Consider the following 26987-nt stretch of genomic DNA (forward strand, 5'->3'; position numbering starts at 1 on the left):
GGTCGCCCTGGGAAACACCGCAATGCCATCGGTACTCATTCTCCTGCGCCGACCAAGATTTCTCCTGCTCGGTGATGCCACGCGTCCGCACCATGCGTCGGAGGCTCACACCCCCGAGGCTGTGCTGAAGCCCGTCCAGCAGCAGGTTGAGCAGGCGTTTGTGCTGGTCGCGGTCGCTCGATGCGAGTGCGACCCACCGCGCCGGTTGGTTGGGGGCTTGCAGATCAATAACACGTCGTCTTGATCTTGTTGTTGGGCTCATCGCCCTGGGCACGAACCGGAGCTTGGAGGATGGCGAGGGCGGCGGGCGGGGTGGCCGCTGGCGGGATGACGACGTCGTGTGCCTTGAGCAATCTCCTGATCTTCAGCAGGGTGCGGTGCATGGCGGTCCGGCTGCTGCCGAACAGCACGGCGAGGGGTTCTGCGGCCAGGGAGACCGCAGGTCGAGCACGGCTGTCAGGACCAGTTCGGAAAAGTCGAGCCGGGAGGGCGACCACGCTTGACGCCGCCGTCTGACAAAGACTGGGTGAGGTGGCTGAGTTGCTCTCGGGTCATTCCGGTCAGGGCGAGGTCGGAAAGCAGGCTCCGTTCCCACGCTCGCGCTGGCGGCTGCGGAGGCCGGGCCACCGGAATGGCCGGGCATGTCCGGGGGTGCAGGGCATAGTTTGGCCGGCCGCCACTGCCGGCCGCCGTTTCGACCGTTGCCACCTGCTTGTCTTCCCGCTCCTGCTCGGCGCGGGCAAGCGTCTCTTCAGCACCACGGACAAGGACACCCAGAAGCTGAAGCTCGTCGAGCACGAGGTCTACGCCAACGGTCTGCAGAAGAACGTCTTCGACGTCGTCCGCTGACAAGGCTCCGGCCCTCGCCGTCCGTTGCGTCGCCGGACGTGGCACTTGCCCGGAGGACCTGTTCGGCGGGCGTTGGATCAGCGTGCTGATGGATCAGCGTGCTGACCAGAGGAAGATGCCCGCGATGTGGAGGCCGGTCAGGTAGACGGTCGCGGTCTTTTCGTAGCGCGTGGCGATGCCGCGCCACTGCTTCAAGCGATTGATGCACCGCTCGACCGTGTTGCGCTGTAGCGGGTGTGGCGGCCGGGTGCGTGGCTGAGGGTGATGCCTAGAGCGCGCAGTCCGCTGTGGGCTCGTCGGTCGTAGATGGCCATGCGGTCCGGTGCGGCTGCCGTGAGCGCGGCGGAGGCGAGGGCGTCGCCGGTGCGGAAGCCTGGTAGCGAGGCGAGGGCTGCTCGGCCGGCTTGTGCTGCCGCGCTGCGGCTGAGGGGGCCCGAGCGGCGGTTGTGGCTGCGGCTGCAGCCGCGGTATGCGTCATGAGAACTGTGATGGTCCCGGTGAGCGCGCTGCGCGGGGCGTTGATGTACACCGGAAGCGAGGCGATGGCAGCGGAGCCAGTGGCGCCGATGAGCAGGCGGCTCGCCGAAGGAGGAGGTGTCATTGTTTGGCATCCCCTCACCCTGGTTCACCACGCCGGCTCGCATGTGACGGTATGCGCCAGAGCGGCTGACCATCCGTGCCACCTTGGATGCCTTGTGAGAGCTGCCGTGCGCCGGCCACAGGCGGACGATGCCGTCTGCGCCCTGGTGGTGACCTTTGTCCGCCCAGCAGGTGATGCCAGCCCGCCCCACCCACACAGGACGCGGCGTTACCAGGACGGGAGATTCGCCTCTGAGAGCAGTTGACGCCGCATCTGCCGCCACTGCTACCAACAGCAACGCAATTAATATCACTAATCGATACAACTTGTGAGCAAAAAGTAAAGTTGGTATGTAATTCCCGGTATCCAGAATCCATGGCGTGAGCAGCCATGACGCTCGGCTGCTACATGAGCGAGAGGCGAACATGATCTCCGCGGCATTTCCGTACCAGAAGCAGCGCCGGCGGGTTCTCGGCCTCGAGATGGCGTACGTGGAGATTGGAGAGGGCGACCCCATCGTGCTGCTGCATGGCAATCCCACCTCGTCGTACCTCTGGCGCAATGTGCTGCCGTATCTGCAGCCGCGGGGCCGCTGCATCGCCCCCGACTTGATCGGCATGGGCGATTCCGACAAGCTGCCTGACAGTGGACCCGGCTCGTATCGCTTCGTCGAGCACCGGCGCTACCTCGACGCCTTGCTCGATGCTCTGGACGTGCACCAGCGTGTCACGCTCGTCGTCCATGACTGGGGCTCGGCCCTCGGCTTCGACTGGGCCAACCGCCATCGCGAGGCGGTGAAGGGTATCGCCTACATGGAGGCGATCGTGCGGCCGCAGGCCTGGGACCACTGGGACACGATGGGAAAGCGCTCGCTCTTGCACGCGCTGCGCTCCGAGGCCGGCGAGGCGATGGTCCTGCGGGACAACCTCTTCGTCGAGCAGGTGCTGCCGCAGGCCGTCCTGCGCACCCTCTCAGCCGAGGAAATGACGGCGTACCGAAGGCCGTTCGCCGAGCCAGGGGAGGGGCGACGACCGACACTGACGTGGCCCCGGGAGATCCCCATCGAGGGCGAGCCTGCCGACGTGGCTGCGATCGTGGCCGCCTACGCGGACTGGCTGGCTACGAGCGATGTACCCAAGCTGTTCCTGAAAGCCGAGCCAGGTGCAATCCTCGCCAGCGACTGGCTGCTCGACTTCGTCCGCAGTTGGCCGGCGCAGACCGAGGTGACAGTGGCAGGGATCCATTTCGTCCAGGAAGACTCGCCGGACGAGATCGGGCAGGCCATCGCCGACTGGATGGAGTCGTTGGACTGAGGGGGCCGTGCAGGTCAGGATGGCATGACGCCGTGTCTCAGATGCCCCGCGGTCACACGGCAGTTGCTCCATCCGCGAGGGGGACACGGCCTACGGTTGATTCCATGCCGGCCCTACTCACCTTGCCGATGGCCACACTCAGCGTCAGCGCCTGCATGTTGCTGTAGCCGTTGCTCCAGCGTCCGCTCGATGATGGTTCCGGGTGCGGTGACGGACAGGGCGCCGATCGGCCGGTCCTGGCCGTCGGCGGCCACCAGAGTCAGGCTGACGCTGCCCATCGAGTCGGCCATCGTGTGCCCGACCGTCCGGCGCACGAAGTCTCGACCTCGAAGGCGATGCGCCGCAGGATCGCCGCGACCCTGGGCAGGCGGATAGGCACGGCACAGGTGTCGGGGAAGTCGCCCTCGGGGCGGAGGCCGGCGCGCAGCACGCAGCAGCCCGAGCGCGGCGTCCAGGGCGTCGAGGTCGGCGCCCTGGGTGAGCTGGTGCACCCGGGTCGGCGACAGCCCCGCCGCCTCGGCGACCTTCCGGACGGAGACGTTCTCGTGCCGGGCGGCAGCCAGGGCCCAGTCCCGCTCTCGCTCAACCTGCTCCAGCCGCCACGCGACCCGCTGCACCCGCGCCACCACACGCCGCTCGCGGCAGAACTTCTTCAACCACTCCGTCACCCGTGACAGCCTGCCGCCCTGCCCCGCACCACCTGCAGACGTTCAGGAAACTGAACGCCGTAACGGTGATCCCTGGTCGGATACTCCTCGGCCCCGGGGCCTGCCGGACCGGAACCCGGAGCGGTCACCCGCGGCAGAGGGTGGCGGCTCGGTGGCCTAACGAGGCGCCTTACGCTCCCGCGACGGCTACGGACGGTGAGGCACCACCGATGTTCCGCCCCGCCGGCCCGGTACCCGACGACCTGCGCCGTCTTCAGCTGCCTCCACCGCCCTGAGCGCGTCGCCACTCAGGGGAATGCCCGCGCGACCTGCCGCGTTGCGGGACACGTGGTGATGAAGGGGCGGTATCCCCGGACCTCATCTTCTGCCCAGGCGCGGTCCCGCAGGGGGAGGGGGCGAGTCGGGAATGCAGCGAAGGGTTCCGTTGTTCGGAGGAGCAGTGGCTGACATGCCCGGGCCAATCGCCTGGGGTGTCGGTGAAAGGAGGACCCCATGGCACGCAGCACCATGCGCCCCGTCGTCAGGCTGAAGTCGACGGCAGGGACCGGCGTCACCTACGTGACCCGCAAGAACCGTCTCAACGACCCCGACCGGCTCGTCCTGCGCAAGTACGACCAGGTGGCCGGCAAGCACGTCCCGTTCCGCGAGGAACGCTGAGCCGAGCCGCCGCCCCGGCGGCCGGCCTCGAGGAGGAACACCTCATGAGGCCTGGAATCCACCCCGTCAGCCGCCCGGTCGTCTTCCGCGACCGTGCCGCGGACGTCGCGTTTCTGACCCGTTCGACCGCGCACTCGAGCCGCACGATCGAGTGGGAGGACGGCAACACCTACCCGCTGATCGACGTGGACATCTCGTCGGGCAGCCACCCCTTCTACACCGGTACCTCGCGCGTCGTGGACACGGAGGGCCGGGTGGAGCGATTCGAGCGGCGCTACGGCCGCGAGGCCTCGGCCCGCGGTTGACCGCCGGCCGGCGCCCGAGCAAGGGGAGCCGGAGCAAGAGGAGGAGACAGTCATGAAGGTGCGCAAGTCCCTGCGCTCCCTGAAGGCCAAGCCGGGCGCTCAGGTGGTGCGCCGCCGGGGAGTGACCTTCGTCGTCAACAAGAAGAACCCCCGTTTCAAGGCGCGCCAGGGCTGACGCCGCGAGCGCGACCGCGCCGGCCTCGGCGCGTTTCGGGGAGCCTGCGGGGAATCTGCGGCCCGCCCTGAAAAGGAAGGTGGCAAGCGGGGACGGGGCGCGGATTCCGCTGAACAGGGTCGGCATGGTGCCATGCCGTAGCACGTCCAGGTCGTCGATGCTGTCGGCGCCCGCCACCATCCCGGCTGCCATGCTGGTGACCTTGACGTCCGCCGCGGCACCCGCACCATTCTTGGCCCCGCCCAGCTTCACCTTCTCCACCACCAGACGGTCGAGCCCGCCAGCCGCATGCATCACCTACTGGAGTGAACAGGGGCGCGATGTGTGTATCAGGTGATGCGGGCGGCTATGCCACACACTGTGCGAGCCGTGCAACACGATGATGGTGTAGCGGCGTGCACAGACACCGTCTTCTGACGATGTGTCTTGTCCGAAGCCGACCAGGGAGGTTCTCATGTGGGACGATGAGGAAGAAGAGGAGTGGGAGTGGGAATAGCCCAACTCCTTTCTCGTGGCGGCCCGCCAACCTCCGGTCGGCGGGCCCCATCGTGTCTCGTGCAGGCCCCTGCGGGGTCGCCCCGGGTCGGTAGAAGTACGTTGCCTCGTTCGATCACATAGGGCTCACTCGTCCAGACGTACCATGCACAGCGGCTTGGGGATGTCATGACACTTCCCGTTCCGAGGCGTGCTGCGTGATCAATTGTTGACACTGCCGCGCTCGGGCTCCCATTGCACCCTCCTTGGTGGAAGGCTCAGTTGGGTAGTGAAGCAGGTCTGTGACGGCGTCGGGGTCCGGGCCCCGGGTGGAGTGGGGGGCGTACCCGCGGGCTACGCCCCCCACTTCGAGGGTTGGTGGTTAGTGGGATTTGGTGGTGAGGCGGAAGGTGGTTACTACGGCGGCGTGGTCGCTGGGCCAGGAGTTGGCTGACGGGTTGGTCGCCGACGGGCGGCCGACGAAGAGGGTGTCGGAGGAGATCAGTTCCAGGCCGCCGGAGGTGGTGTAGTCGACGTAGTCGATCCGGTCCTGCGGCTCCGGCTTCCCGTTGGCGTTGGTGTTGATGGCCGGCGACCAGGTGATGCCGGGCTTGGCGCTCGGGTCCGGGTTCGCGGTCCGGTAGGAGTCCAGCAGGCCCGCCGTGCGGAACACAGCGGGAACCGGCCAGTCGACCGCACCCGCCTTGCAGTGGGACGCTGACGTGGCGGTGGTCCAGTCGGTCCCGGATGCAGACGCCAGGTCGCCGAGCAGGACGAGCGGCGTACCCGACCGGAGGTCGGTGGCCATGGCCTTGGCGACAGCCTGCGCTTGGGCGTACCGGGTCGTCGACGTCTCCTTGGCGACCACGGACGCGACGTCGGCGCCGTCGAAGCAGGTGCCGTACGGACCGTAGTTCGACTCGTCAAGGTGGACGTCCCAGATCCGTACCGGCTTGCCGCCGACGCTGACCGTCTCCGCGGCAGCCGGAGCCGACGCGGTCGGGAAGACTGCCGTCGTACCGGGAGTCATCGGGTACGACGACACGATGCCGAGATCACCGATTCCGTGCACGGACCATCCCAGGGCGGCGCCGACGGACTGCGCCATCGGATAGCCGCCGTCCTGGAAGCCGATGACTCCGACACCGCGAGCGGCGATGACGGCGAGGTTCTTGCCCATCGCATCAGTGACCTTGCTGCCCGCGTTCCAGGCGTTCCACGTTGCCGCCTTGAAGTCCGGCGACGTGTTGGGGGCCGCGACCGGCACCTCGACCAGGATCGTCGAGGTCGTACCGCCGCTCGTGGCCGAGACCGTGATCTCTCCGGCATTCTTCTGCCGGCGGTCCGGCGCAGTTCCGGTGACGGTGCCGTCGGCGGTCACGTCGAGCCACGCATCACCCGAGACCTTGGTGAACGAGGTCGGCGCCGCGCCGTTCCACAAGCCCAGCAGCGGCTGGCTGACGGCCCCCGAGGTGGGCACCGCCGGAACCTTGAACGTATCGGTGACGAAGCCCTTGGGCAGGCTCGGCCAGTTGCCGGCCTGAACTGAGAGCTTGACCCACTGGGCGTACAGAGTGACGACTCCGCCGTTCCTGGCGGTCAGGTTCTTCACCGATGCCAGGTCGCTGTACACGACCGCTCCGGTCGGAGTCGTGCTCCAGCCGGCGAAGCGGTAGTTGTCCCGGACGAAACCGTTGGGCGCCAGCGCGGCCGCGGTGTCGTAGGTGAGCGTGCTGGCGTCCGTCGTACCGGCCTCAGCGCCGTTGCCGTCAAAGGCGACCTTGTACGTGTTGGCCTCGAAACGCGGCACGACCACGACATCGGCCGTCGGCATGGTGAAGCTGCCCGCAGCGTCGATGGTGAGACCGGACGGCGTCGACACCTTCCAGTCGTTGAAGTGGTAACCCGTCGCGGCCGATGGCGTGAGCTTGACGGAGTCACCGGGTGCGGCCGAGCGGACCGACGGCGTACCGCTTCCATGGTCGGCATCATCGATCGATACGAGGTACTGCCCGTGTGCGCGCCAGCGGGCGTACAGCGTGATCGACGCACCATCGGTCGGGATGCGGTCGGTGAAGTCAGCGCCATCGGCGTGGACGACAGGCCCGACGGGGCTGGTGGCCCAGCCGGCGAAGTCGGAGCCGCTCAGGGTGTAGCCATTGGCGCTCAGCGGCGTGGCAACGTCGTACTGGACCGGCTGGTCGGCCATGGTCCCGCCGTCGGCGCCGTTGCCGTCGAAGTGCACGGTCGCCGAGTCGGGGACGAACGTGGCTTCCACGGCCACCGCCGCGTTCGGCATGGTGAAGGTGCCGTCGGCCGCGATCGTCAGGTCGCTCGGGCTGGTCACGTGCCAACCGGCGAACTTGTAGCCGCTGTCAGGTGTCGCGGTCAGCGTGACCTTGTCGCCCGGTGTCACCGCGCTGGATGATGCCGAGGCGGTGCCGTGGCCGGAGGACGTCACGCTCACCGTGTTGGTCGGGTGGACGATGTTGATGATGAGGGGCGATCCGATGATCGTGTGCCCGTCGTTGTAGAGCAGGCAGACGGCGTACGACCCGACGGTCATGCCGGTGAAGGTCAGCGTGCCGCCGGCGACGGGTGACGAGCCGGCCGGCGGGTAGTCGTGCGTACCGGTCTGGGTGTACTGCCAGTACGTCGATCCCACGCCGCAGGTCGTCTTGCCGCGGTACCAGCCGACCCAGTTGCTCGTGCTCACCTGATCGGCGGGCGCCTTGTAGGAAAGGGATACCGGCGTACCCACCACGGCGGTCGTCTGTGACGTGGCGAGCGAGGCGTTCACCACGGTCATGGTGATCTTCGAGCCGATGACCGTGTAGCCGTCGTTGTAGAGGAAGTAGACCTCGTAGGTTCCAGCAGCCACGCTCGGGAACTCGAGGGTTCCGCTGGCGATCGCCGTACCAGGCACGGTCTGGCTGTTGGTCGCCGTGTACACCCAGTATGTCGACCCGACCTGGCCCGGCTTCTGACCGGGCTTGTAGAAGCCGATCCAGTTGGTGCGGGAGACCCGGTCGGCCGGGGCGGAGTAGCTGAAGGTGATCGGGGCACCGGCGGCCACGGTCGTGGTCGGGGTGCTCAGGGCCGAAGTGGCCTCGGTAGCAGACGCCGACGCGACCGGCGCGACGGGCACGGCCGGTGCCGCGACCAGAAGTGCGACGAGGAGCGCGACCACCGCCGTCATCGCGGCGGCGACGCGGGTGCGAAGTGTGCGGATCATCGGGACTCAGTCCTTTCCGATCGTCGCGACGCGGCCGGCGTACCGCTGGGTCCAGCCAGTGCCGGTGTCAGCGGTGATGACGAGGTCGTAGTACCCGTCCTTCGTCGGCCAGGGGACGACCTTGGACTTGCCGCCATTGAGGTGAACGACCTGGGTACCGCCGAGGTAGTCGTGCGCGCTCAGCTCGTAGCGCACCGGCTCGGTGCCGTCGTTGTACAGCGTGACCTTGGCCTTGCCCTCCTGGCCGTTCTCGGCCATCTTCAGGTCGACGTCGACACGCGGGATGCCGAGGTCCTGCTGGCCCGCGGGCACGAGCTGTCCGGCGAACGAGCGCACGAATCCGTCGTTGCAGTAGATCGAGAACGCGTACTTGCCGTCCGTGGTCGAGCTGTCCCAGGTGTACTCGCGCGGCGCGCTCGAACTGACGGTGAACGGCGTACTGGAGAACGCCCGGTACTTGTCCGGGAAGGCCTGGAAGCTCACGGCCTTGCCGTCGGGACCGCCGGCCAGAGTCATGGTGGCGGTGACCTTGCCCGTGACCCGGTCCTCGGACAGCGTGGCGTGCGGGTGGAACGAGAGCGGCCGCGGCTTCATATGGTCGGCAGAGACCGACACCGGCTGCTCGTCGACCGGATTCGGGAAGGTCACCGGGTCGACCTGCGGATGCGCGAAGTCGAGCGCGCTGCTCAGGTCGCCGGCGATCGAACGCCGCCACTCGGTGATGTTGGGGCAGGTGAACGGCTTGCCGAGGTGGGCGGCCCACTTCTCCAGGAACTTGATCGGCGAGACGTGGTCGAAGACCTCCGAGGCGACGTAGCCGCCGCGAGTCCATGGCGAGATGAGCAGCATCGGCACGCGCGGACCGAAGCCGAGCGGGTAGGAGCCGTCGTACTCGCCCGCCGTACCCGTCTCAGGCCACGGCGGCAGCACGTGGTCGAACTTCCCGTCGTTCTCGTCGTAGTTGAGGATGAAGAGCGTGTGGTTCCAGATCTCGGGGTTGCCCTGCAGGATGTCGATCACCCGTTTGACGTAGCGCTCGCCGTGCAGGGTGTCGGCGGACGGGTGCTCACTCCAGCCGTACGGCGCAACGATCCAGGAGACTGCGGGCAGCGGGAACTCCGCACCCGGCTGGCACGCATCATGGAAGTCCTTCAGGACGACGTCGAGGTTCTGCTCGGAGTCGTTGTTCGGCGAGGACATGCCGGAGTAGTACGTGCAGTTGCCGCGCCAGATCAGGCCGGTGCCGGGCTGCAGCTTCGGGTCGTCGGGGCTGAGCCCCTTCGGGTCGAACCCCTTGAAGTACTTCAGCTCGTTGTCGCCGTAGTCGCCGACCCAGGTGCTGATGTAGCCCTGCCGCCCGTTGCCGCTGTTGTCCGAGTAAAGGCGCCAGTCGATACCGACCTCCTGGAGCTGCTCGGGCACGGTGATCCACGGACGGCTGTAGTTGGACTCGTCCGTGTTGCCGGTCTCGGTGTTGGCGGTACCACTCCACAGGTACTTGCGGTTGGGGTCGGTCGGCCCGAACTCGGAGCAGAAGTTCTGGTCGCAGATCGTGTACTGCGCGGCCAACGAGTGGTAGAAGCTCATGTAGCCGCCGGAGTGGTAGTTCATGCAGCTGGCGCCGTTGTGCTGCACCCACAGGTCCCACTTACGGTGGTTGACGTCACCCCACGGCCCGTGGTCGTTTCCCCAGGGACCGTCGTCGACCTTCGGCGTGACGATCTTCCCGGTGCTGTCCTTCTGCTGGAAGACGTTCGTGCCGTCCTGGAAGGTGAGCGCCTGCTTGTCGCCGAAGCCGCGGACGCCGGGGAACTGGCCGAAGTAGTGGTCGAAGGACCGGTTTTCTTGCATCAGGATCACGACGTGCTTGAGGTCTGACATGTCGCCGTGGAAGCCCGTGGGCAGGACATACTCGTCCGAGCTGTCGGCGAATGCCCGGCCGGCCGGCCCGGCGAGCCCGCCGAGGGCCAGGGCGCCGGCGGCGAGGCCCGCGCCCTGCAGCACGCGGCGCCGGGTGACGCCGGGGACCTGCCCGGCGCTGTCGCCTGACGCAGGCTCGGGTGACGGGGCGGTTCGGTCGGTGGCCATCGATGGAGTCTCCTCCGGACGGACGGACAGGAATCTGGCGACCGTCACGCAATCGATCGGACCGAAACACCACCTGAACACGGCCGGACCGTCTCCTTTACGTCCCATGTCACTCCCAGGGCCCGGCTGTTGGCCTCGCCGCGTTCAACGACGCCGCGACTGTGACCTCACGTCGCTGCCCACGCCAGTCCCAGCGCGGCGAGCTTGTCGGGGCCGAGTTTGGCCCGCCTGGTCTTGGTGTTCGACAAAAACACATCCAGGCGCACGGACGTGCCGTCAGTAATCGTCTCCACATGGCCCCTGGGAACGTCAGGTGGCTTTCCCGACCTTGTACTGCCGCAGTGCCTCCACGCCCCGTTCGAAGGCCCCAGTGGCCGCCTTGGATGGTTTTGTGGGCACCTTCTGCTCTGGTGGCAGCGGCGTGACGCCGATCGCTTCCAGGAGTTCGCGCTGCGCCGGCTGGAGTGCGTGCAGGTCAGGAAGGTGCCGGTGCCGCGTCACTTCCAGAAGAACGGATCGAGTGCCCCATGCGCCCTTGACTCGGTCATTGAAACTCCCGGCCAATGTCGCGGAGCCGACCGCGTGGTCCAATGGGCGCCGAGGGGGGCGGAATGAGCGAGCAGAGGCTGTCCGAAGCAAGCGCGTGGAAGTACCTGATCGAGACACTCACGATGCTCGCTGTGGACGCGAGGGATCAGACAACATGGCTCGACAAGTACCGACTCGAAACCGACGACTTGGCGTTGGACTTCGAGAACGCGCAGAGCGCCATCGCGATCCTCGCCGAGGCTGGTCGTGTCGACGTCGCCATGGAGTCGCGCCTCGCACGCATTGATGCGATCCTCGACGCGATGAGCGGGGCGAAGCAGGCCTCCAGGTGGACGTATGAGGCGCTGACCGCCCACGCAGGGTGGCTCAAAGTGCGCCAGCTGGCACGCGAGGCACTCACCGAACTGGCCGGTACCTGGCAGCTGCCGTTGCCCACCCTGGGGATCTACGGTGGCTCTCAACAACCGCCCGGGGCCGTCTCTGGGCCGTCCGAGGCGAACCGTCAATTGACAGATGATGACGACCAGTCCCGGCATCCCCCCCAGGTCACGGGGGCAGCTATGGTGAGCCGCCGTACCTGAGAGGCCCGGCGCACGTTCGAGCTGATGCGCAGGCTCGGCGCCGACACGGTCCTGGTCTGCTCCAACGTCGCCCTGGTGGCCGTCGACGACGCGCTGGCCGCCGAGCAGCTGAGCGAACTCGCTGGCCTTGCAGAGGACTTCGGGATCCGCGTTGCCTACGAGGCACTCGCCTGGGGCTGGCACGTCGACACCCACGACCACGCCTGGTTCACACCCAGCACATCGCCCTGTCCGCCGACGACGTGGCCGCCGCCCGCCGCCCGCCGCCCGCCGCTTCCGCGCCGCGGGCGCCGGCATCCTACCGATGCCGGCGAACTACTACGACGACCTGACGGCACGGTACGAACTGGCCGACGGCGAGCTGGAGACCTACCGCGACCTCGGCATCCTCTACGACCGCGACGCCGGTGGCGCCTTCCGACACTGCTACACCGAGACCGTGAGCCGGGCCTTCTTCGAGCTGGTCCGGCGGGACCCGGACTACGGCGGCTACGGCGCCGCCGACGCCACTGTGCGGCTGGCGGCTCAGCACACCCAGCGCCCGGCGCGCAGACGGCCGCTCCGGTCAAAGCACGGTGAGAGGCCGGTGAGACTCCCCTTTCGTTCACGATCCGTTCAGCTTCCGCTCAGGTCGGCCGACGGACAATCGCCGCGATCCGGACCGCAGCCCGCGTCCCGGGCAGGAAGATCCCCGGCAACCAGAAAGGGCCGCCCATGCTCAGCCCGACCAGCCGGTCGGTCGCGCCGGCCTACGGGCCGCCGCTTGCGGCCGTGCCCCGCTCCCCGCGCCCGTACCCGTACGAGCGCCCGGCGCTGATGGTCATCGCGGCGCTCGCCGCGATGCTGTCCCTGTGGGGCGTCGACCGCAGCGTCTACCACGGCTTCTACGCGAGTGCCGTGCGCAGCATGACGGACAACCCGGTCGCCTTCTTCTACGGCTCCTTCGACCCGGGCAACTCGATCACGCTCGACAAACTGCCCGGCTTCCTGTGGCCGCAGGCGCTCTCGGCACTCGTCCTCGGATTCCACCCGTGGGCCCTGGTGCTGCCGCAGGCACTGGAGATGGTGGCCTGCGTCGTCCTGCTGCATCTGCTGGTGCGCCGCTGGGCGGGGGTTCCGGCTGGGCTGACGGCCGCCCTCTTCCTGACCCTCACGCCCGTGACCGTCGGCCTTGGGCGTTCCATAGTGGAGGACGCGCCGTTCGTCCTGATGCTGCTCCTCGCCGCCGAGGCCACCCAGCGCGCAACCGAGCGGGCCCGGCTGCGCGCCCTGCTGCTTGCGGGCGTCTGGGTGGGCGTCGCCTTCCAGTGCAAGATGCTGGAGGCCTGGGCAGTGCTGCCCGCGCTCGCCGTCACCTATTGCGTCGCCGCGCCCACGACCCTGCGCCGTCGGCTCGCGCACGTGGCGTCGGCCGGCGCGGTGACCCTGCTGGTGTCGGTGTCCTGGATGGCGGCGGCCACCCTCACTCCGGCCTCGGCCCGCCCCTACCTCGATGGCACGACCGACAACTCGGCGATCGGCCTGGTCGTCGGCTACAACTTCCTGACCCGCTTCCACACGGTCGGCGTCGATGCGGCCGGCACCGGCAGCATCGTCACCGGCCCCGCGGTCCACGCGGCTGGACGGGCGGGGCCCGGCATGGGCGACAGCGTCTGGAAGATGTTCGGCCCGGGTCTCGCCACACAGACCGGTTGGCTGTACCCGCTGGCCGCGCTCGGCCTCGTGGGCGGTGCGGTGACCCTGTGGCGGCGGCGCGCGCCCCGCACGGACCGCGTGCTCGCGGGCCACCTGCTGTGGGGGGTGTGGCTGGCCACGTTCTTCCTGGTGTTCAGCTTCGGCAGCGTGACCGGGCACACGTACTACATGGGCGTCGTGGCGGTGGCGCTCGCCGCGCTCGCCGGTGCCGGGGCCGTCCAGGGCGTGAGGGCCTGCCAGGCCGGGCGCAGACGAGCCTGGGTGCCGGCCGCCGTGATCGCCGCGAATGTCGCCTGGTGCGTGATCCTGACGCTGCGGTACCCGGGCTTCTTCCCCTGGACGGCGCCGACGGCCACGGTGCTCTGCCTGGTGGGCCTGGGCCTGGTCGGCACCCGTCGGCCGCGCGTCGTCACCGCCGGCCTGGCCGCCTGCCTGGCAGCCGTCCTCCTCGTCCCGGCCGTGTGGTCGGCCTCCGCGCTCTCCCCGCGCTACAACGTACCGGGGTCCATGGGCCGTGTCGGCCCCACCAGCGTGCGCCCTGGCAACCCGCTGGTGCGCCTCGGCCGGACCCGCGGGCGCCTGCTGGCCTACCTGCTGGCCCACCGCGGCGGTGCCGAGTACCTCGCGGCGATCCCGGGCTGGTCGGAGGCCGCCCCATACATCATCTCGGACAACGTTCCCATCCTGCCCATGGGCGGATTCACCGGCCGGGTCCCGTATCCGATGCCGGCCCGCTTCCACCAGCTCATCGACTCCGGCCGGCTCCGCTATGTCGTGCTGCGGAACTCCGGCAGTGTCGCGGCGAGCCACCGGGGGAGTGCGCCCGTGGACGGACTCGTCCGGTGGACGGCGGCTCACTGCGCGGTCGTCCCGGCGGCGGAGTACGGCTCCGGGGACCGGGGGCCGGTCGTGTACCGCTGTGGCCCGGACCACGACGAGTGACCTGGGCCAGCACCAGGAGTCTGGGCCGCCTGTTCCACTCCGCGATCACCGGACGGCCGTGCTTCAATCCATCCCGGAGGTGGACGCCCCGGAGTGACCATCCCCGTGGGTGCGGGGAGCAGATCACGAAGATCCTCGGCCCGGTCATCGGGCAAGGGCCATCCTCGCGGGCGCGGGGAGCAGAGCACGTCGCCGTTGCGGATGTTCCACGGATCGGGCTCCGTGATCGCGGGCGGGCTTGGCGCTGCGGCTCGCAGGGCTCGCGCGGTGAACCCCGGTGACGTCCTACCACCGTCACCGTCTCACTCAGGCTGTCGTCTGGTTGTCGATGGGGATGTCCAGTCGGTCGGCGACGGTGGTGAGGGCTGTTCCCAGGGGGAGCGCGATGCGGGTGAGGGCGTGCCGGTCGCCCCGGGTCGGGTCCCGGTTGATGATCAATATCGGCTTCCCGGCCTGGGCTGCCTGGCGGACGAACCTGAGCCCGGACATCACCGTCAGTGAGGATCCCAGGACCAGCAGGGAGGCCGCTTCACGGACCAGGTTGCGGCAGTGCTCGACCCGCTGCGGCGGAACGGCTTCGCCGAAGAACACCACGTCCGGTTTGAGGATGCCGCCGCAGATCGTGCAGGGCACCACGCGGAAATCCCCGACCTGTTCGTCGGTGAGGTCGGCGTCACCGTCCGGGTTGATTCCGGCGGCCACCGGCTCGAAGCCCGCGTTGGCCTGCTCCAGCCGCCGGGCGATTTCGCGGCGCGGGCTGAAGGCGCCGCAGGAAAGGCAGACGACCCGGTCCAGGCCGCCGTGGAGTTCCACGACGCCCCCAGTGCCGGCGGCCTGGTGCAGGCGGTCGACGTTCTGGGTGATCACACCCGAGAGCAGGCCGTGCCGCCCGAACGCGGCCACGGCCCGGTGTCCGGTGTTGGGGTGGGCGCGACCGAAGGTACGCCATCCGAGGTGGCTGCGCGCCCAGTACCGGCGCCGGGCTTGGGCGCTGGCGGTGAAGTCCTGGTAGGTCATCGGGGTGTGCCGGCTCAGGCTGCCGCCCTCGCCGCGGTAGTCGGGGATGCCCGACTCCGTGGAGAGGCCCGCCCCGCTGAGCACCAGCACACCGCCGGTGCTCAGCGCATCGGCGACCGGCTCCAGATCGGTGGTGCCCGGCGGTAGGTCCTCGGCAGGGGTCCAGCTCACAGTGGGGCGCATGCGCATACCCGTCAGGGTACGGAACAGGCTGCCAGTACCTGCTTCTGCCGTCGATGGCGTCGTTGGCTCGGATGTTGCCCTGCACGATCGGCGGTCGGGGGAGCGGTGCTCTCCGGTTCGGGCTGGGGTGCCTTCTGCGGTGCTTGGCCGGTGGGGGCGTGGGCCGGCTCGGCGGCTCCACACCCCTGCTGCTTGTGCTGCGCGTCCTGCCCTGCGTAATTGCGCTCGCTGCTTGCCCAGGCGGGGTCCGACGGTAGGCGATGCCGCCCGGCTTGCCGTACCGCACGGACGTCTCGGACGCCTCCGGGGCCGGTCATCTGGGCGGAAACGGTGGCCCTGACAGTGGTCGCGGCGCCGATGCCGTGCCGACGCGGGCGTCGATACCGAGTCGGGAGATGGACCTGACGCGCAGCATCTCGGCCCACGGCGTGACGGCCCGCGGCTTCCCGCCCGGGCCGTCACGCCATGGGGAAGGGGACGGAGTGGACATCGATCTCGTGCATGCGCCGGGCGTAGTCGCGGTAGCGGCGGCGGGCTTCAACTCTCCGGATGGGCCGAGAGCGGACTCATCCATAAGATCGGCCCCGCCCTCTGTACCGCCATACCTTGGTCTCCAACTCCCTTGCAATGACACGGAGATCGTGAACTGCTCGGCCTTGTTGTGTCCTGAACGCGAAAGGAAGAAGTATGTAGGAACTCTTCTTGTAGCGATGCTGCACGAAGGATGAAGGTATGGCCCTTCAAATTCGCCCTGCGGGGGGAGGATTTAAACCACCTCATGCTGCGCTAGCTGAAGACTGCCGTGGTGAACGATGAGGAAAAGGCGTCCGTTGAGGCGTCAGGTGGGGATCGGGAAGGCGAGCGCAAGCGAATCGCTGCGGACGTGTCGAAACGTAGAGTTGACATCAAAACCGGGGTGTCAAGGCGACCCCGGGATGAGTCTGGCGGGTGCCCGTTTATTGGCCAGGCGGTGTCCGGCATGCAGGCGACGCGAGCCCGGTCTGCGGCCTTCGTGTGGAACAGGAGAAGGCGGGCCTGGATACGTCTCCGCTGGCCAGCGGGGAGAGAGGGAGCCTCCCGGGCGGCCCGAAGCCGTGAGGGACTGAGTACCGTTGCCAAGCACGCCGGCGGACCGGCTCGTAGTAGTGGTGAAACCCTTGTAATGGGGGTGGAGCGAAGGGGCCAGATCGTTCGTGACTGTGTTCGTTCGATCAACCAGGAAATTCCTGGGAGGAGTCGTGTGGACGAGTTGAAAGCACCGGGCAAGCCGTTCGATATTTCGAAGTGGTCTGTCTGGGAGGCGTACGAGAAGGTGAAGGCGAATAAGGGCGCACCTGGCGTGGACGCGGTGTCGCTGGGCGAGTTCGAGAAGGATCTGAAGAACAATTTATACAAGATCTGGAACCGGCTCTCCTCGGGCACCTATTTTCCGCCGCCGGTGCGTGCGGTGGAGATCCCCAAGAAAGGGGGCGTCCGGATCCTGGGCGTGCCCACGGTGGGGGATCGGATCGCCCAGACGGTAGTGGCGGGAGTGCTGGAGGGGAAGGCCGAGCCGGTCTTCCACCCCGACTCCTACGGCTATCGTCCCGGGCGGTCCGCGATCGACGCTGTGGGTCGGTGCCGGGAACGCTGCTGGAAGGCGGACTGGGTCATCGACCTGGACATCCGCGCCTTCTTCGACAGCGTTCCCTGGGATCGGGTCCTCAAGGCGGTCGCCGCCCACGCTGACCGGTCCCAGTCCTGGGTGGTGCTGTATGTGAAGCGGTGGCTGCAAGCCCCGCTGCAACTACCCGACGGGACACTGCGCGAGCGGGACCGCGGAACCCCCCAGGGCTCAGCGGTTTCGCCCGTCCTCGCCAACCTCTTCCTCCACTACGCGTTCGACGCCTGGATGGCCCGGACCTTTCCGGCCGTCACGTTCGAGCGTTACGTAGACGACGCAGTGGTGCACTGCGTCAGCGAGCGGCAAGCACGGTACGTACTGGCCGCGATCAGGAAGCGGATGGCCGAGGTGGGCCTGGAACTGCACCCGGAGAAGACCAGGATCGTGTACTGCCAGGACGACAACCGGCGCGGCTCGTACGGGCATGCCGAGTTCACGTTCCTGGGGTACACCTTCCGCAGGCGCTCCGCGAGCAGGAAAGACGGCGGGATGTTCCTGTCGTTCATCCCGGCGATCAGCCGGGAGGCCCTGAGCAGGATCAGTACCGAGGTGCGGTCCTGGCGGCTGCACCATCGCACCAGCCTGACCGAGGCGGACCTCGCACGCAAGATCAACCCGATCGTGCGGGGTTGGGTCAACTACTACGGAGCCTTCTACAAGTCGGCTCTGTTTCCCCTCCTGGAACGTATCAACGCCTACCTGATGCGGTGGATGCGCAAGAAGTTCAAACGGCTGCGGGGACGCAAGAAAGCCCAGGACGCATGGAACCAAGCCGTCGCACGACGGCCCAGGTTCTTCGCCCACTGGGCCTGGACCACCCACGTCCCCCGGGTCTGGTGACCAGAACGACAAGAGCCGTATGACGGGCGACCGTCACGTACGGATCTGTGAGGGCCGGGAGGTGAGACTCCTCCCGGCTACTCGGCGGGAGGGCCCAAGGTCGGGCTCGGGCGTGGAGGCTCAGCCGCCGACGGGGTACCGGCTGGTGATCGCGACGCGGTTGAAGGCGTTCATCACCGTTGCCAGCCAGGCGACCGCCGAGACCTGGTCTGCGGTGAGTACGGCTGCGGCGGCGCTGTAGTCCTTGTCGCTCACGTGCCCGTCCGGCACGCGTGTGATCGCCTCGGTCAGGCGGAGGGCAGCGCGGTCGGTCTCGGAGAAGTAGCCGGTCTCTGCCCACCCTGGTAGCACGGTGATCCGGTCGGTGGTTTCTCCCTTCTTGAGGGCGTCGCGGGTGTGCATGCGCAGGCAGAACGCACAGCCGTTGATCTGGGAGGTGCGGATCTTCAACAGCTCGACCAGGAGTGGGTCAAGGCCCGCCGCGGCGGCGGCTTCTTCCACCTCTGCCGACAGGGCGATGAGGGCTTTGTAGGCGGCCGGATGCTGCTTTCCGACGTTGACGCGCTGCGTGTTCGTCATGGTTCCTTCGATTCTCGTGTGGTCTGCGCCGTGGGTTCGCCTCAGGCGCGAATCAGTGGCCGGTGGTTTGTGCTCCGGCAGGGTCGGTGAGTTTTCGTGCGGGATCGTTGCCGCCCGCTGCGGGGCCGGTGTCCAGTGCCGCGACGGGTGAACGTTGCCTGTCGCGGCCCTAGCGTTGGGGGTCGTCGGCCTTGAGGGGGTCTCCCGTATTGGAGACGAAGACGACCAGGAGCTGGGCCCGTTCCGTTCGGCTGGTGTTTTCCGTGAGGACGTGATGGGCGCCCGGCTGTTCGACCCAGTTCTCGCCTTGGCGGTACGTGCGCACGGGCTCGCCGTCGAGCTTGCTGCGTACGGTGCCTTTGAGGACGTAGGCGTAGACGAACGCTTCGCCGTGGCGGTGCGGCACTGCGCGTGCGCTGGGCGGGAAGTCGACGACCGCCGAGGTGAATGTCTTGCCCTTCACGTTCGGAAGGGCCTGGTGGAACTGGGTTGTCAGGGTTTCGGAGGGGTGCTTCGATGCCACGGCAGCGGCCGGTGCCGTGGCGTGGGCGCTCTGGGCCGAGGTGGTGCAGGCCGTGGCCGCGGCCAGCGTGGCGACCGCCAGGAGGCCACCGGCGATCCGCATTCCGATCACGATGGGTCTCCTGTTCAGTCTTCGGTGACTCGGATGATCGTCTTGCCGGGGGTGCGCTTGTCGGGGACGAACGCGGCGGGTGCCTCGGCGAGCGGCCGTACGGCGCCGACGGTCGGCTTGAGCCGTCCGTCCCTCAGCCGCGTGGCGAGGTCGGTGAGCCGAGCGCGGTCGGGTTCGACGACGAAGAAGACGGCCCTCCCGTCCTGGGGCTGGACCTTGGGCGGCATGGCGATGGTGACGAGGGTGCCGCCGGCGCGCACCAGACGGGCCGAGCGGTCGAGGATGTCTCCGCCGATCACGTCGAACACGACGTCGACGTCGCCGGCCTGCTCCAGCTTCTCGCTCTCCAGGTCGAGAAAGGTGTCCACGCCGAGCGCGAGCGCCCTGTCCCGGTCGTGGGCCCGGCCGGTGCCGATGACTCGGGCACCGACCTCGTGGGCGAGCTGCACCGCGATCGAGCCGACGCCGCCCGCGGCGCCGTGGATCAGGACGGTCTGTCCTGTGGTGAGGCGGCCGTGGTCGAACAGGCCCTGCCATGCGGTCAGCCCGGAGATCGGTACTGCGGCGGCTGTGGTGTGGTCGATGTCCGCCGGCAGCGGAGCGAGGTTGCGGGCCTCCACCGCGGCGTACTCGGCGAGTGTGCCGTTGCGGGTCCAGTCGGTCAGGCCGAACACTCGCTGGCCGACACTCAGGCCGGTGGTGCCGTATCCCAGCTCGACGACGACTCCCGACAGCTCGTGCCCGGGCACGCTCGGCGTCCGGTCACGGCCTGCGCGGTCGGTCCACGTGCCGGGCCACTCCAGCTCTCCGGCGGTGAAGCCCGCGGCGTGCACTCGCACGATGACGTCGTTCTCGGCCGCGTGGGGATAGGGCATGTCGTCCGTCAGGGACAGCCCGGCGATACCGGCGTCACGGTCTCGTACAGTGATGGCTTGCATGACAGGTCCTTACTCGTCTCTCCCGGTCGGCGATCTCATCAGGGAGACGAGGTAACCCCTCCGGGTGTGACAGCTCAGACGTGAGAAAGTTTGTCCGGATTGATGACCCTGCGGTAGGCGGTGATCAGACCGTCCGTGATCTGCACCGTATCGACGGAGTAGACGCGGCCTTCCCGGTGGAACCTCAGGGCGAGCTCACCGCCGACCTCGACGAAGTCGATTCGGTCCGGGCGCCGCTGGCGACCCACGCGCACCATGACCTCGGCGACGCGCTCACCACCGTGGATGAGCTTGCGCGCCGCGGCGACCCTACCGCCGCCGTCGGTGACGTAGACGGCATCCGGGTGCAGGAGCTTGACCAGGCCCTCCAGGTCGCCGGCCTCGTAGGCGGCGCGGAAGATCGCCAGCACGCGTTCGCGCTCCGCCTTCGGCGCCTGCGGCGTGGACTGCTTCACCTTGGCCACACGCCGTCGCGCCCGCGAGGCAAGCTGCCGGGCACTCGGCACGGAGACGCCCAGCACTTCGGCGACCCGGCCGAACTCAAGACCAAAGACATCGTGCAGGACGAAGGCCACCCGCTCCGGCGGGCTCAGCTCCTCCATGATCAGGAGCATCGCCGAGCTGACGGACTCGTCAACGAGAACCGGCTCCGACGCGTCCGACCCCGTCAGCAGCGGTTCCGGCAGCCATGGCCCGATGTAGGTCTCGCGGCGAAAGCGGGCACTCTTGAGGACGTCGTACGACCGGCGCGCGGCCACCGTGACCAGCCAGGCCCGCAGATTCTCGACCTCTCGCAGATCCGTTCCGGCCGCCCGCAGCCACACGTCCTGGGTCACGTCCTCGGCATCGGCCACAGTCCCCAGCAGCCGGTAGGCCACACCGAAGACCGCGGGCCGATGCATCTCCCACTCGACGCCGAGGGTGTCCTCCCACTCCGGCGTCCTGGGCGCGTGCCCGTTACCCATGCAGACGCATCCTCCCTCAAGTGCGGATCCAGACTAGCCATCCGGATTCGTGATCTCTGCCAGCAGCTCCGTGGCAGACACCCGGGCCAGGCCCAAAGCCGGCCTCGGTCCGTGCGAGGACCTGCCCACCGAGATCAAGCACGGGACGTCCCCCTGTACCTCGTCCGTGGAGACTGGTACCCGGCGTTATTACCTGGTCGCGGGCGGCATCGCCTGGCAGGCGACATCTGCGGAGTTCTGCGCCTGGGACCCGTCCAGGCCGTGGGGGGCCGTGGTTCAGCGCGGTCCGAGCATCAGTGTTGACGCGCGGGCCTCGGGACTGGTCACCAGGCCGATGATCTCGTTGGGGTACTGGTGGTACTTGGCTCGGTAGGCGGTGTCCATCTCGTCGGCCTGTTCGGGGGCCGCGGTGTCGAGTGTGACGTCTTGTTCGATGCCGTCGATGAGGATGTGCCCGCGGTGGCTGAGTTGGGCCCGGCAGCCGAAGGCGCGCTGCGAAGCCGGCTCCGCAGCGGCGGGCCGACCTGGATGCGCTTGGCATGCGCTGGTAGGCCGCTTGTTGCCCGGTCCGGCGTCACGTCGCATCAGTCTCGCATGATCAGAGAGGGCCCTTCGCGGCGCAGTTGGTCGACCGAGGTCACGCCAAGCAATTGCATAGTGCGGCGCAGTTGGCCGGTAAGGACCTGCAGGAGGCGGCTGACTCCCTGCTGTCCGCCAGCCGCCAGGGCCCACAGGTAGGGGCGCCCGATGAAGCAGGCATCAGCCCCCAGGGCCAGCGCGGTAGCGATGTCCGCGCCGTGCCGGACACCCGAGTCGACCAGGATGGAGAAGTCCTCGCCCACCGCCGAGCGGACAGGGGACACCAGGTCGATCGGGGCGATGCAGCGGTCGAGCTGGCGTCCGCCGTGGTTGGACAGGTGTACGCCGTCCAGCCCGAGTTCGCGGGCTCGCACCGCGTCCCGCGCCCTGATCGGCCCCTTGATGACCATCTTGCCCGGCCACTGGCCGCGAATACGCGCCACGTCGTCCCAGGTGACTGCCGGATCGAACTGGCTGGTGATGTTCTCGATGGTGTAGCCGGCCGGGTCGTCCGCGTCATCGGAGCTCACGTTGGCGAACTGCAGCGCCGGATGGCGCAGCATGCTGGTCCAATAGCGCGGACGCATACCGATGTCCACGAGGCTGGACAGGGTGAGCGCCGGCGGGATCGTGAGCCCGTTGCGCACATCGCGTACACGGAAGCCGGAAACAGCGGTGTCCACCGCGATCTCCAGAGTCGAGTAGCCGGACTGTGCGGCCCGTTGCACCAGTTGGTCGGTCAGTGTGCGGTCCTTCCACACATACAGCTGGAACCAGCGCTCCGCACTGGGCGCTGCTGCCGCGATGTCCTCCAACGACGTCGTGGCCATGGTGGACAGTACGTAGGGAAGGCCCGCGGCAGCGGCCGCGGACATCACCGCAGGCTCTCCGAGTGCGGAAATCATGCGGGTGTAACCGGTCGGCGCCAGACCCAGCGGTGCTGAGACGGCTTGGCCAAGGATCTTCGTGTTGAGGTCAGGTGCGGAGACGTCGGTCAGCGAGCGTGGCGCGAACCGCCAGTGGCGGAAGGCATCCACGTTGGCACGCAGGCTCGTCTCCTCGTCAGCGCCGCCGTCGATGTAGTCGAAGACGGAACGAGGCAGAGCGCGGCGCGCCAGCAGCCGGAAGTCCTCCGTGGTGTGTGCAGCCGCCAGGTGCCGGCGGCGCCGGTTGAGTTCGACGGGCTTGAGCTGGATGAGCGCGCGCACTTCATTGATTTTCATCGGCGGTTCGCCTCGCCCTTCACAGTTCCGAGTCTTGCAGACAAGACAGCTGTCTCGAATTCAAGGTGTGGGTGTCTTTGCGTGTCCGTGCCTCAGATCGCCTTGGCGGGGTTGAGGATGCCGGTGGGGTCGAGCGCCTTCTTGATGGCCTGGTGCACGCTCATGGCCTCGGCCCCGATTTCCAGTTCGAGCCACCGTCGCTTCAGCGCGCCGACGCCGTGTTCACCGGTGAGGGTGCCGCCCATCGACAATGCCGAGCGGAAGACGGCGTCGGCTGCCGCCCAGACGTTGTGTGGGACTTCGCCGGTACTCGATTCAAAAACAAAGGTCGGGTGGAGGTTGCCGTCGCCTGCGTGAGCGACCGTCAGGACGGTGACTTCGTGCTCGGCGGCGATCTGCTCGATCCGCTCGATCATGTCGGGGATGCGGGATCGCGGGACGCCGACGTCCTCGACCAGGCACCGTCCGAGGCGCTCGGCGGCCGGGTAGGCGAGCCTGCGAATCTCTAGGAGTTGGGCGGCTTCGAGAGCGTCAGTCGAGGTGGCGACGAAGTCGGCGCTCGCCTCCTCGAAGACGTTGCCGATCAGGGCTGCGGCCTGTTCGTCGTCGGCCTGGGCGAGGAGCATGGCGGCGGTATCGGTGTCGAGGCCGACGTGCTTCCAGTCGTCGATGGAGCGCAAGGTGGCCCGGTCCATCAGTTCCATCAGACCTGGAGTGATGCCCGAGCGGACGACACCGGCGACTGCCTCGCCTGCGCTGCGCAGAGAGGGGAAGCTTCCCACGATGGTGATGGGCTCCTGGGCTGGGCGCGGGCGTAGTCGGAGGGTGGCGCCGGCGATGATTCCGAGCGTTCCTTCCGAGCCAACGAACAGGCTGGTCAGGTCGTATCCGGTGACGCCTTTGACGGTGTGGCCGCCGGTGCGGATCACGCGGCCGTCGGCGAGGACCACTTCGAGCCCGAGGGCCCAGTCGCGGGTGACTCCGTGCTTCACGCAGCGCAGACCGCCCGCGTTGGTGGCGAGGTTGCCGCCGATCGTGGAGGTCCCCCAACTGGACGGGTCAGGCCCGTACATCAGGTTCACCGCCCGAGCGGCGCGGTCCAAGTCGGCGGTGATGACGCCGGGCTCGACGACGATGTACTGGTCTTCGGCGTTGACCTCGCGGATGGCCGTCATCCGGGACAGGCAGAGCACGAGGCAGCCGTCGATGGCGGTTGCCCCGCCGGCCAGGCCGGTTCCCGCGCCGCGGGGCACCACGGGTACGCCGTGGGCGTGCGCCCAGCGCATGGCCGTTGACACTTCCTCGGTGCTGGTGGCCAGCAGGACGGCGAGGGGTTGACCGGCCACGACCGTGTGGGCCTCGTCGCGGCGGTAGCCGTCGACGATGTCCGGGTCGGTGATCAGACGGCCGGCAGTGAGGAGGCCGGCGAGTTCTTGGATGGGGTCCACGGGGGCGTCCGTTCGTCGCTTTCGTCGGCTTTCGGAATGGTCCGACCCCGCCGATCCGGGGGATGCCGGCGGGGCCAGAGTTGGGCAGCCGGCGCTCCGGCGGCAGGTACGACCGCAGGTTGCGCCGGCTGTGATCAGCTCGGTGTTGTGGCGCCGGCAGGGGCGGTGTCGGACAGGAAGCCCTCCGGGTAGATCATCTGTTTCGGTGCCCGGGAGCGACTGCGGCTCAGGGGGTAGTACAGGGCGGCGGTGACGACCAGTCCGACGATCCAGGAGACGTCGGCACCGCCGAGCATCTTCGTCATAGGGCCGGTGTAGAGGGTCTGGGCGAGGAAGGGGATCTGGGTGACGATCCCGGCGGCGTAGCAGCCGAGCGCGACGAGGTTCCAACGGCCGTAGCGGCCGTCGGGGTCATACAGGGCGGGAATGTCGACGCGTTCCTTGGCCACGAGGTAGTAGTCCACCAGGTTGATGGCGCTCCAAGGGGTGAAGACCATCAGCAGGGTGAGGACGAAGTTCTTGAAGTTGCTGAGGAAGTCGTGGCTGGCCAGCAGGGCGACGAGAACGGACAGCGCGAGGAAGCTGGTGATGTAAAGGGTGCGCATGCGCGAGGAGATCCGCCGTTCGCTGGTGATGGCGGAGACGGTGGTCAGGATCGACATGAACCCGCCGTAGGCGTTGAGAGTGTTGACGGTCAGTTTGCCCACGACGATGACCAGGTAAATCAGCAGCGCGACCACACCGCTGCCGCCCAGGTGTCCCAAGAAGCCGATCTGGCTGTCGAGGAAGCCCTGCCCACCAGCGGCCGGCAGGGCGGCGAGGAGTGCGCCGAAGGACCCGGACCACTGCGAGCCGAGCACGCTGCCCCACAGGGTGCAGTGGAAGGTGGTGCGTGGGGAGGTTGTCCTGGGCAGGTAGCGGGAGTAGTCCGCGACGTAGGGGCCGTAGGTCAACTGCCATCCGGCGCCGAGAGAGATCGCGAGCAGGAAGGTCGCGGCGTCGAAGGGCTTGGCCCCGAGCAGGGAGCTGAGGTGGTCCGTGGTGGTTACGAGCCGGAAGGCCAGGTAGGCGAAGCCGATGCCGCCGAGAACGGTCGTGACCCGCCCGAGGGCGTGGATGTAGCGGTATCCCAGTACCGCGACCAGCGCGGTCAGGGCGCCGAAGACGATGATGCCCACCGGGCGGGCACTGGTGTGCACGATCTCGTTGACAGCCTGGCCGGCCAGCACGGTGCCGGTGGCGGCGAAGCCGAGGTACATCACGATGACCATCACGAGCGGGAGGACTGCGCCCAGGACGCCGAACTGCGCGCGGCTGGAGATCATCTGCGGCAGGCCGAGGCGCGGACCCTGGGCGGAGTGCAGTGCCATGACGATGCCGCCGAGCAGGTTGCCAATCAGCAGGCCGATGATCCCCCATAGAGGGTCGGCGCCGAAGGCGACCGCGAGCGCGCCGTTGACGACGGCGGTGATCTGCATGTTCGCGCCGAACCACAGCGTGAACTGGTTGAAGGGTCTGCCGTGGCGCTCGGATTCGGGCACTACGTCGATGGTGCGGCGTTCGACGAGCCCAGTGGGTCTGACGGGCGGATCCAGTTGTGCCATGGTGCGCCTCCTACGGCGACGGTATGGGGCTGGGCGGGGTCAGAGGTGTGCGAGGTGCTGCGGCCAGGCCTGACGGACCAGTTCGGTCGGGGGCGGGCGGCGTCAGGCGAGAGCTCGCTCCACGAGTTCGAGCCCCCTGGTCGTCGGGACACTGATGCGTACGGTTCCGGGCACGCCGAGGGCGCTTCCGGGGCGGACGGCCACGCCGTGCCTGGCGAGCCTGTCGATCAGTTCTGTTTCGTCCCGGGCTTCTACCAGGACGAAGTTGGCCTGGGAGGGGACGACCTGGTAGCCGGCGCGGGTGACGAGGCTGGTCAGCGCATCTCGGTGGGTGAGGGTGTGCCGGCGAACGGCCTGGTGGTGCCCGGCATCCCGCAGGGCGGCGAGGCCGGCGGCTTGTGCCAGCACACCGACTGAGAAGGGGGCCCGGATCTTGCGGAGCGTCTCCACTATGGCGCTGTCCGCCACGAGGTAGCCAACTCGCAGACCGGCGAGCCCGTGGATCTTGGAGAAGGTACGCAGGACCGCCACCCTGCCCTCGCGGGCGAGAGGCATCGCGGTCGTGGTGCTCGGGTTGTCCGTGAAGTCGATGTACGCCTCGTCCACCACGACCAGGCGGGCACGACTCTCGGTGGCGAACCGTTCCAGCGCCACCAGCGGCAGCGCGGTGCCGGTCGGGTTGTGCGGGTTGACCACGTAGGCGATGTCGGCGTCCACCTCTGCCATCGCGTCCAGGTCGTGGGCCCAGGCGCGCAGCGGAACCTTCGTCAGATGGGCACCGACCACCTGACTGCTGATCTCGTCCATGCGGTAGGCCGGATCCGCGCAGACCGCGCGACCGCCGTGGGCAAGATAGGCCCACGCCAGCAGGAAGATCAGTTCGTCGGAGCCGTTGCCCACGAGGATCTGCTCGGGAGCGACCTGGTGCAGCCGGGCCAGCTCGTCGCGCAGCTCACCCGCCAACGGGTCCGGGTAATGGTGGGCCCCGGCAGCGGCCTCGGCCACCGCCTGGGCCACCCGCGGGCTCGCGCCCAGCGGCGACTCGTTGGACGCGAGCGAGCCGTCCTCGCTGCTCGCATGCGCACCGGGCCGATAGGGCTGGATACAACTCAGCCACGGCCGAGGCTTGATCATTGAGGAGACCCTCCCAGGATCGATGCCAGTCGTCCGCCCACGGGGCCGACGTGCTCGCCCGTATGTCGG

21 protein-coding genes and 4 pseudogenes are annotated in these 26987 nt (G+C 68.3%); 9 read left to right on the forward strand and 16 right to left on the reverse strand.

Annotated elements, in window-relative coordinates; translation table 11 throughout:
• Positions 1-224: 224 nt before the first annotated feature.
• Positions 225-675, reverse strand: a pseudogene (locus ACIQFZ_RS21685) (ISAzo13 family transposase); the annotation flags it as partial.
• Positions 676-696: 21 nt separating this feature from the next.
• Here ACIQFZ_RS21685 and ACIQFZ_RS21690 point away from each other — a divergent pair.
• Positions 697-849: pseudogene (locus ACIQFZ_RS21690) on the forward strand (dihydrofolate reductase family protein); the annotation flags it as partial.
• A gap of 93 nt (positions 850-942) precedes the next feature.
• On the opposite strand, the pseudogene ACIQFZ_RS21695 reads toward ACIQFZ_RS21690, so the two are convergent.
• Positions 943-1074 (reverse strand): annotated as a pseudogene (locus ACIQFZ_RS21695) (IS5/IS1182 family transposase); the annotation flags it as partial.
• Between the two features lie 735 nt (positions 1075-1809).
• Here ACIQFZ_RS21695 and ACIQFZ_RS21700 point away from each other — a divergent pair.
• Entirely contained in the window at positions 1810-2742 is a 933-nt protein-coding gene (locus tag ACIQFZ_RS21700) for a haloalkane dehalogenase (protein ID WP_402691923.1), read from the forward strand.
• 113 nt (positions 2743-2855) lie between these two features.
• Here ACIQFZ_RS21700 and ACIQFZ_RS21705 read toward each other — a convergent pair whose 3' ends face one another.
• On the reverse strand, positions 2856-3410 hold the full coding sequence (locus ACIQFZ_RS21705; RefSeq protein ID WP_402691924.1) for a hypothetical protein: 555 nt from the start codon (positions 3408-3410) through the stop codon (positions 2856-2858).
• A gap of 492 nt (positions 3411-3902) precedes the next feature.
• Between ACIQFZ_RS21705 and rpmG the strand changes: the two genes are divergently transcribed.
• Genes rpmG through ykgO form a run of 3 tightly spaced genes read left to right on the forward strand, consistent with a single transcriptional unit; the run spans position 3903 to position 4547 of the window.
• Positions 3903-4067 carry a 50S ribosomal protein L33 gene (rpmG, locus tag ACIQFZ_RS21710; protein ID WP_383061933.1) on the forward strand — a complete coding sequence of 55 codons (165 nt, stop codon included), beginning with the start codon at positions 3903-3905 and terminating at the stop codon, positions 4065-4067.
• A gap of 44 nt (positions 4068-4111) precedes the next feature.
• Positions 4112-4372: a type B 50S ribosomal protein L31 gene (locus ACIQFZ_RS21715; RefSeq protein ID WP_361420042.1), complete on the forward strand. Its 261-nt coding sequence runs from the start codon at positions 4112-4114 to the stop codon at positions 4370-4372.
• A 52-nt stretch (positions 4373-4424) separates the two neighbouring features.
• Positions 4425-4547 carry a type B 50S ribosomal protein L36 gene (gene ykgO / locus ACIQFZ_RS21720; protein ID WP_141365801.1) on the forward strand — a complete coding sequence of 41 codons (123 nt, stop codon included), beginning with the start codon at positions 4425-4427 and terminating at the stop codon, positions 4545-4547.
• 856 nt (positions 4548-5403) lie between these two features.
• On the opposite strand, the gene ACIQFZ_RS21725 is transcribed toward ykgO, so the two are convergent.
• The 3 genes from ACIQFZ_RS21725 to ACIQFZ_RS21735 form a co-directional block, all read right to left on the reverse strand.
• Positions 5404-8256: an InlB B-repeat-containing protein gene (locus ACIQFZ_RS21725; protein ID WP_402691925.1), complete on the reverse strand. Its 2853-nt coding sequence runs from the start codon at positions 8254-8256 to the stop codon at positions 5404-5406.
• Positions 8257-8262: 6 nt separating this feature from the next.
• Positions 8263-10344 carry an alkaline phosphatase family protein gene (locus tag ACIQFZ_RS21730; protein ID WP_402691926.1) on the reverse strand — a complete coding sequence of 694 codons (2082 nt, stop codon included), beginning with the start codon at positions 10342-10344 and terminating at the stop codon, positions 8263-8265.
• A gap of 167 nt (positions 10345-10511) precedes the next feature.
• The gene (locus tag ACIQFZ_RS21735) at positions 10512-10637 is read right to left on the reverse strand and encodes a hypothetical protein (protein ID WP_402691927.1); all 126 of its coding nucleotides are present in this window, start codon (positions 10635-10637) and stop codon (positions 10512-10514) included.
• Between the two features lie 318 nt (positions 10638-10955).
• On the opposite strand from ACIQFZ_RS21735, the gene ACIQFZ_RS21740 reads away from it, so the two are divergent.
• The 3 genes and pseudogenes from ACIQFZ_RS21740 to ACIQFZ_RS21750 all read left to right on the forward strand — a co-directional run bounded on the left by ACIQFZ_RS21740 (position 10956) and on the right by ACIQFZ_RS21750 (position 14111).
• A complete protein-coding gene (locus ACIQFZ_RS21740; protein ID WP_402691928.1) occupies positions 10956-11474 on the forward strand; it encodes a hypothetical protein in 519 nt (172 codons plus the stop codon).
• Positions 11475-11683: 209 nt separating this feature from the next.
• Positions 11684-12015, forward strand: a pseudogene (locus tag ACIQFZ_RS21745) (sugar phosphate isomerase/epimerase and 4-hydroxyphenylpyruvate domain-containing protein); the annotation flags it as partial.
• A 173-nt stretch (positions 12016-12188) separates the two neighbouring features.
• Positions 12189-14111, forward strand: coding sequence for an ArnT family glycosyltransferase (locus ACIQFZ_RS21750; protein ID WP_402691929.1), 1923 nt, complete (start codon positions 12189-12191; stop codon positions 14109-14111).
• Between the two features lie 306 nt (positions 14112-14417).
• On the opposite strand, the gene ACIQFZ_RS21755 is transcribed toward ACIQFZ_RS21750, so the two are convergent.
• Entirely contained in the window at positions 14418-15317 is a 900-nt protein-coding gene (locus tag ACIQFZ_RS21755; protein WP_402691930.1) for an NAD-dependent protein deacetylase, read from the reverse strand.
• Positions 15318-16551: 1234 nt separating this feature from the next.
• On the opposite strand from ACIQFZ_RS21755, the gene ltrA reads away from it, so the two are divergent.
• Entirely contained in the window at positions 16552-17814 is a 1263-nt protein-coding gene (gene ltrA, locus ACIQFZ_RS21760) for a group II intron reverse transcriptase/maturase (RefSeq protein WP_376545533.1), read from the forward strand.
• A 120-nt stretch (positions 17815-17934) separates the two neighbouring features.
• Here ltrA and ACIQFZ_RS21765 read toward each other — a convergent pair whose 3' ends face one another.
• The 9 genes from ACIQFZ_RS21765 to hisC form a co-directional block, all read right to left on the reverse strand.
• Positions 17935-18393 (reverse strand): carboxymuconolactone decarboxylase family protein, encoded by a 459-nt coding sequence (locus tag ACIQFZ_RS21765; RefSeq protein ID WP_402691931.1) that lies wholly within the window; start codon positions 18391-18393, stop codon positions 17935-17937.
• 169 nt (positions 18394-18562) lie between these two features.
• On the reverse strand, positions 18563-19018 hold the full coding sequence (locus ACIQFZ_RS21770) for a cupin domain-containing protein (protein ID WP_402691962.1): 456 nt from the start codon (positions 19016-19018) through the stop codon (positions 18563-18565).
• A 23-nt stretch (positions 19019-19041) separates the two neighbouring features.
• Entirely contained in the window at positions 19042-19965 is a 924-nt protein-coding gene (locus ACIQFZ_RS21775; RefSeq protein ID WP_365425150.1) for an NADP-dependent oxidoreductase, read from the reverse strand.
• Between the two features lie 74 nt (positions 19966-20039).
• Complete coding sequence (gene sigJ / locus ACIQFZ_RS21780) at positions 20040-20930, reverse strand: RNA polymerase sigma factor SigJ (RefSeq protein ID WP_402691932.1); 891 nt, start codon at positions 20928-20930, stop codon at positions 20040-20042.
• 276 nt (positions 20931-21206) lie between these two features.
• Positions 21207-21515 (reverse strand): DUF2255 family protein, encoded by a 309-nt coding sequence (locus ACIQFZ_RS21785; protein WP_365425154.1) that lies wholly within the window; start codon positions 21513-21515, stop codon positions 21207-21209.
• Positions 21515-22717 carry an alpha-hydroxy acid oxidase gene (locus tag ACIQFZ_RS21790; RefSeq protein ID WP_402691933.1) on the reverse strand — a complete coding sequence of 401 codons (1203 nt, stop codon included), beginning with the start codon at positions 22715-22717 and terminating at the stop codon, positions 21515-21517. The genes ACIQFZ_RS21785 and ACIQFZ_RS21790 overlap by 1 nt, the downstream gene beginning before the upstream one ends.
• Before the next feature lie 107 nt (positions 22718-22824).
• Positions 22825-24180, reverse strand: a complete 1356-nt coding sequence (locus ACIQFZ_RS21795) for an FAD-binding oxidoreductase (RefSeq protein WP_402691934.1) — start codon at positions 24178-24180, stop codon at positions 22825-22827.
• A 134-nt stretch (positions 24181-24314) separates the two neighbouring features.
• Complete coding sequence (locus ACIQFZ_RS21800) at positions 24315-25784, reverse strand: purine-cytosine permease family protein (RefSeq protein ID WP_402691935.1); 1470 nt, start codon at positions 25782-25784, stop codon at positions 24315-24317.
• A gap of 102 nt (positions 25785-25886) precedes the next feature.
• Positions 25887-26918, reverse strand: coding sequence for a histidinol-phosphate transaminase (gene hisC, locus ACIQFZ_RS21805; RefSeq protein WP_365425160.1), 1032 nt, complete (start codon positions 26916-26918; stop codon positions 25887-25889).
• Positions 26919-26987: the final 69 nt, after the last annotated feature.

Origin of the sequence: Streptomyces sp. NPDC093064, assembly GCF_044754605.1 — a bacterium.
In the GTDB taxonomy this organism is placed as follows: Bacteria; Actinomycetota; Actinomycetes; order Streptomycetales; family Streptomycetaceae; genus Streptomyces.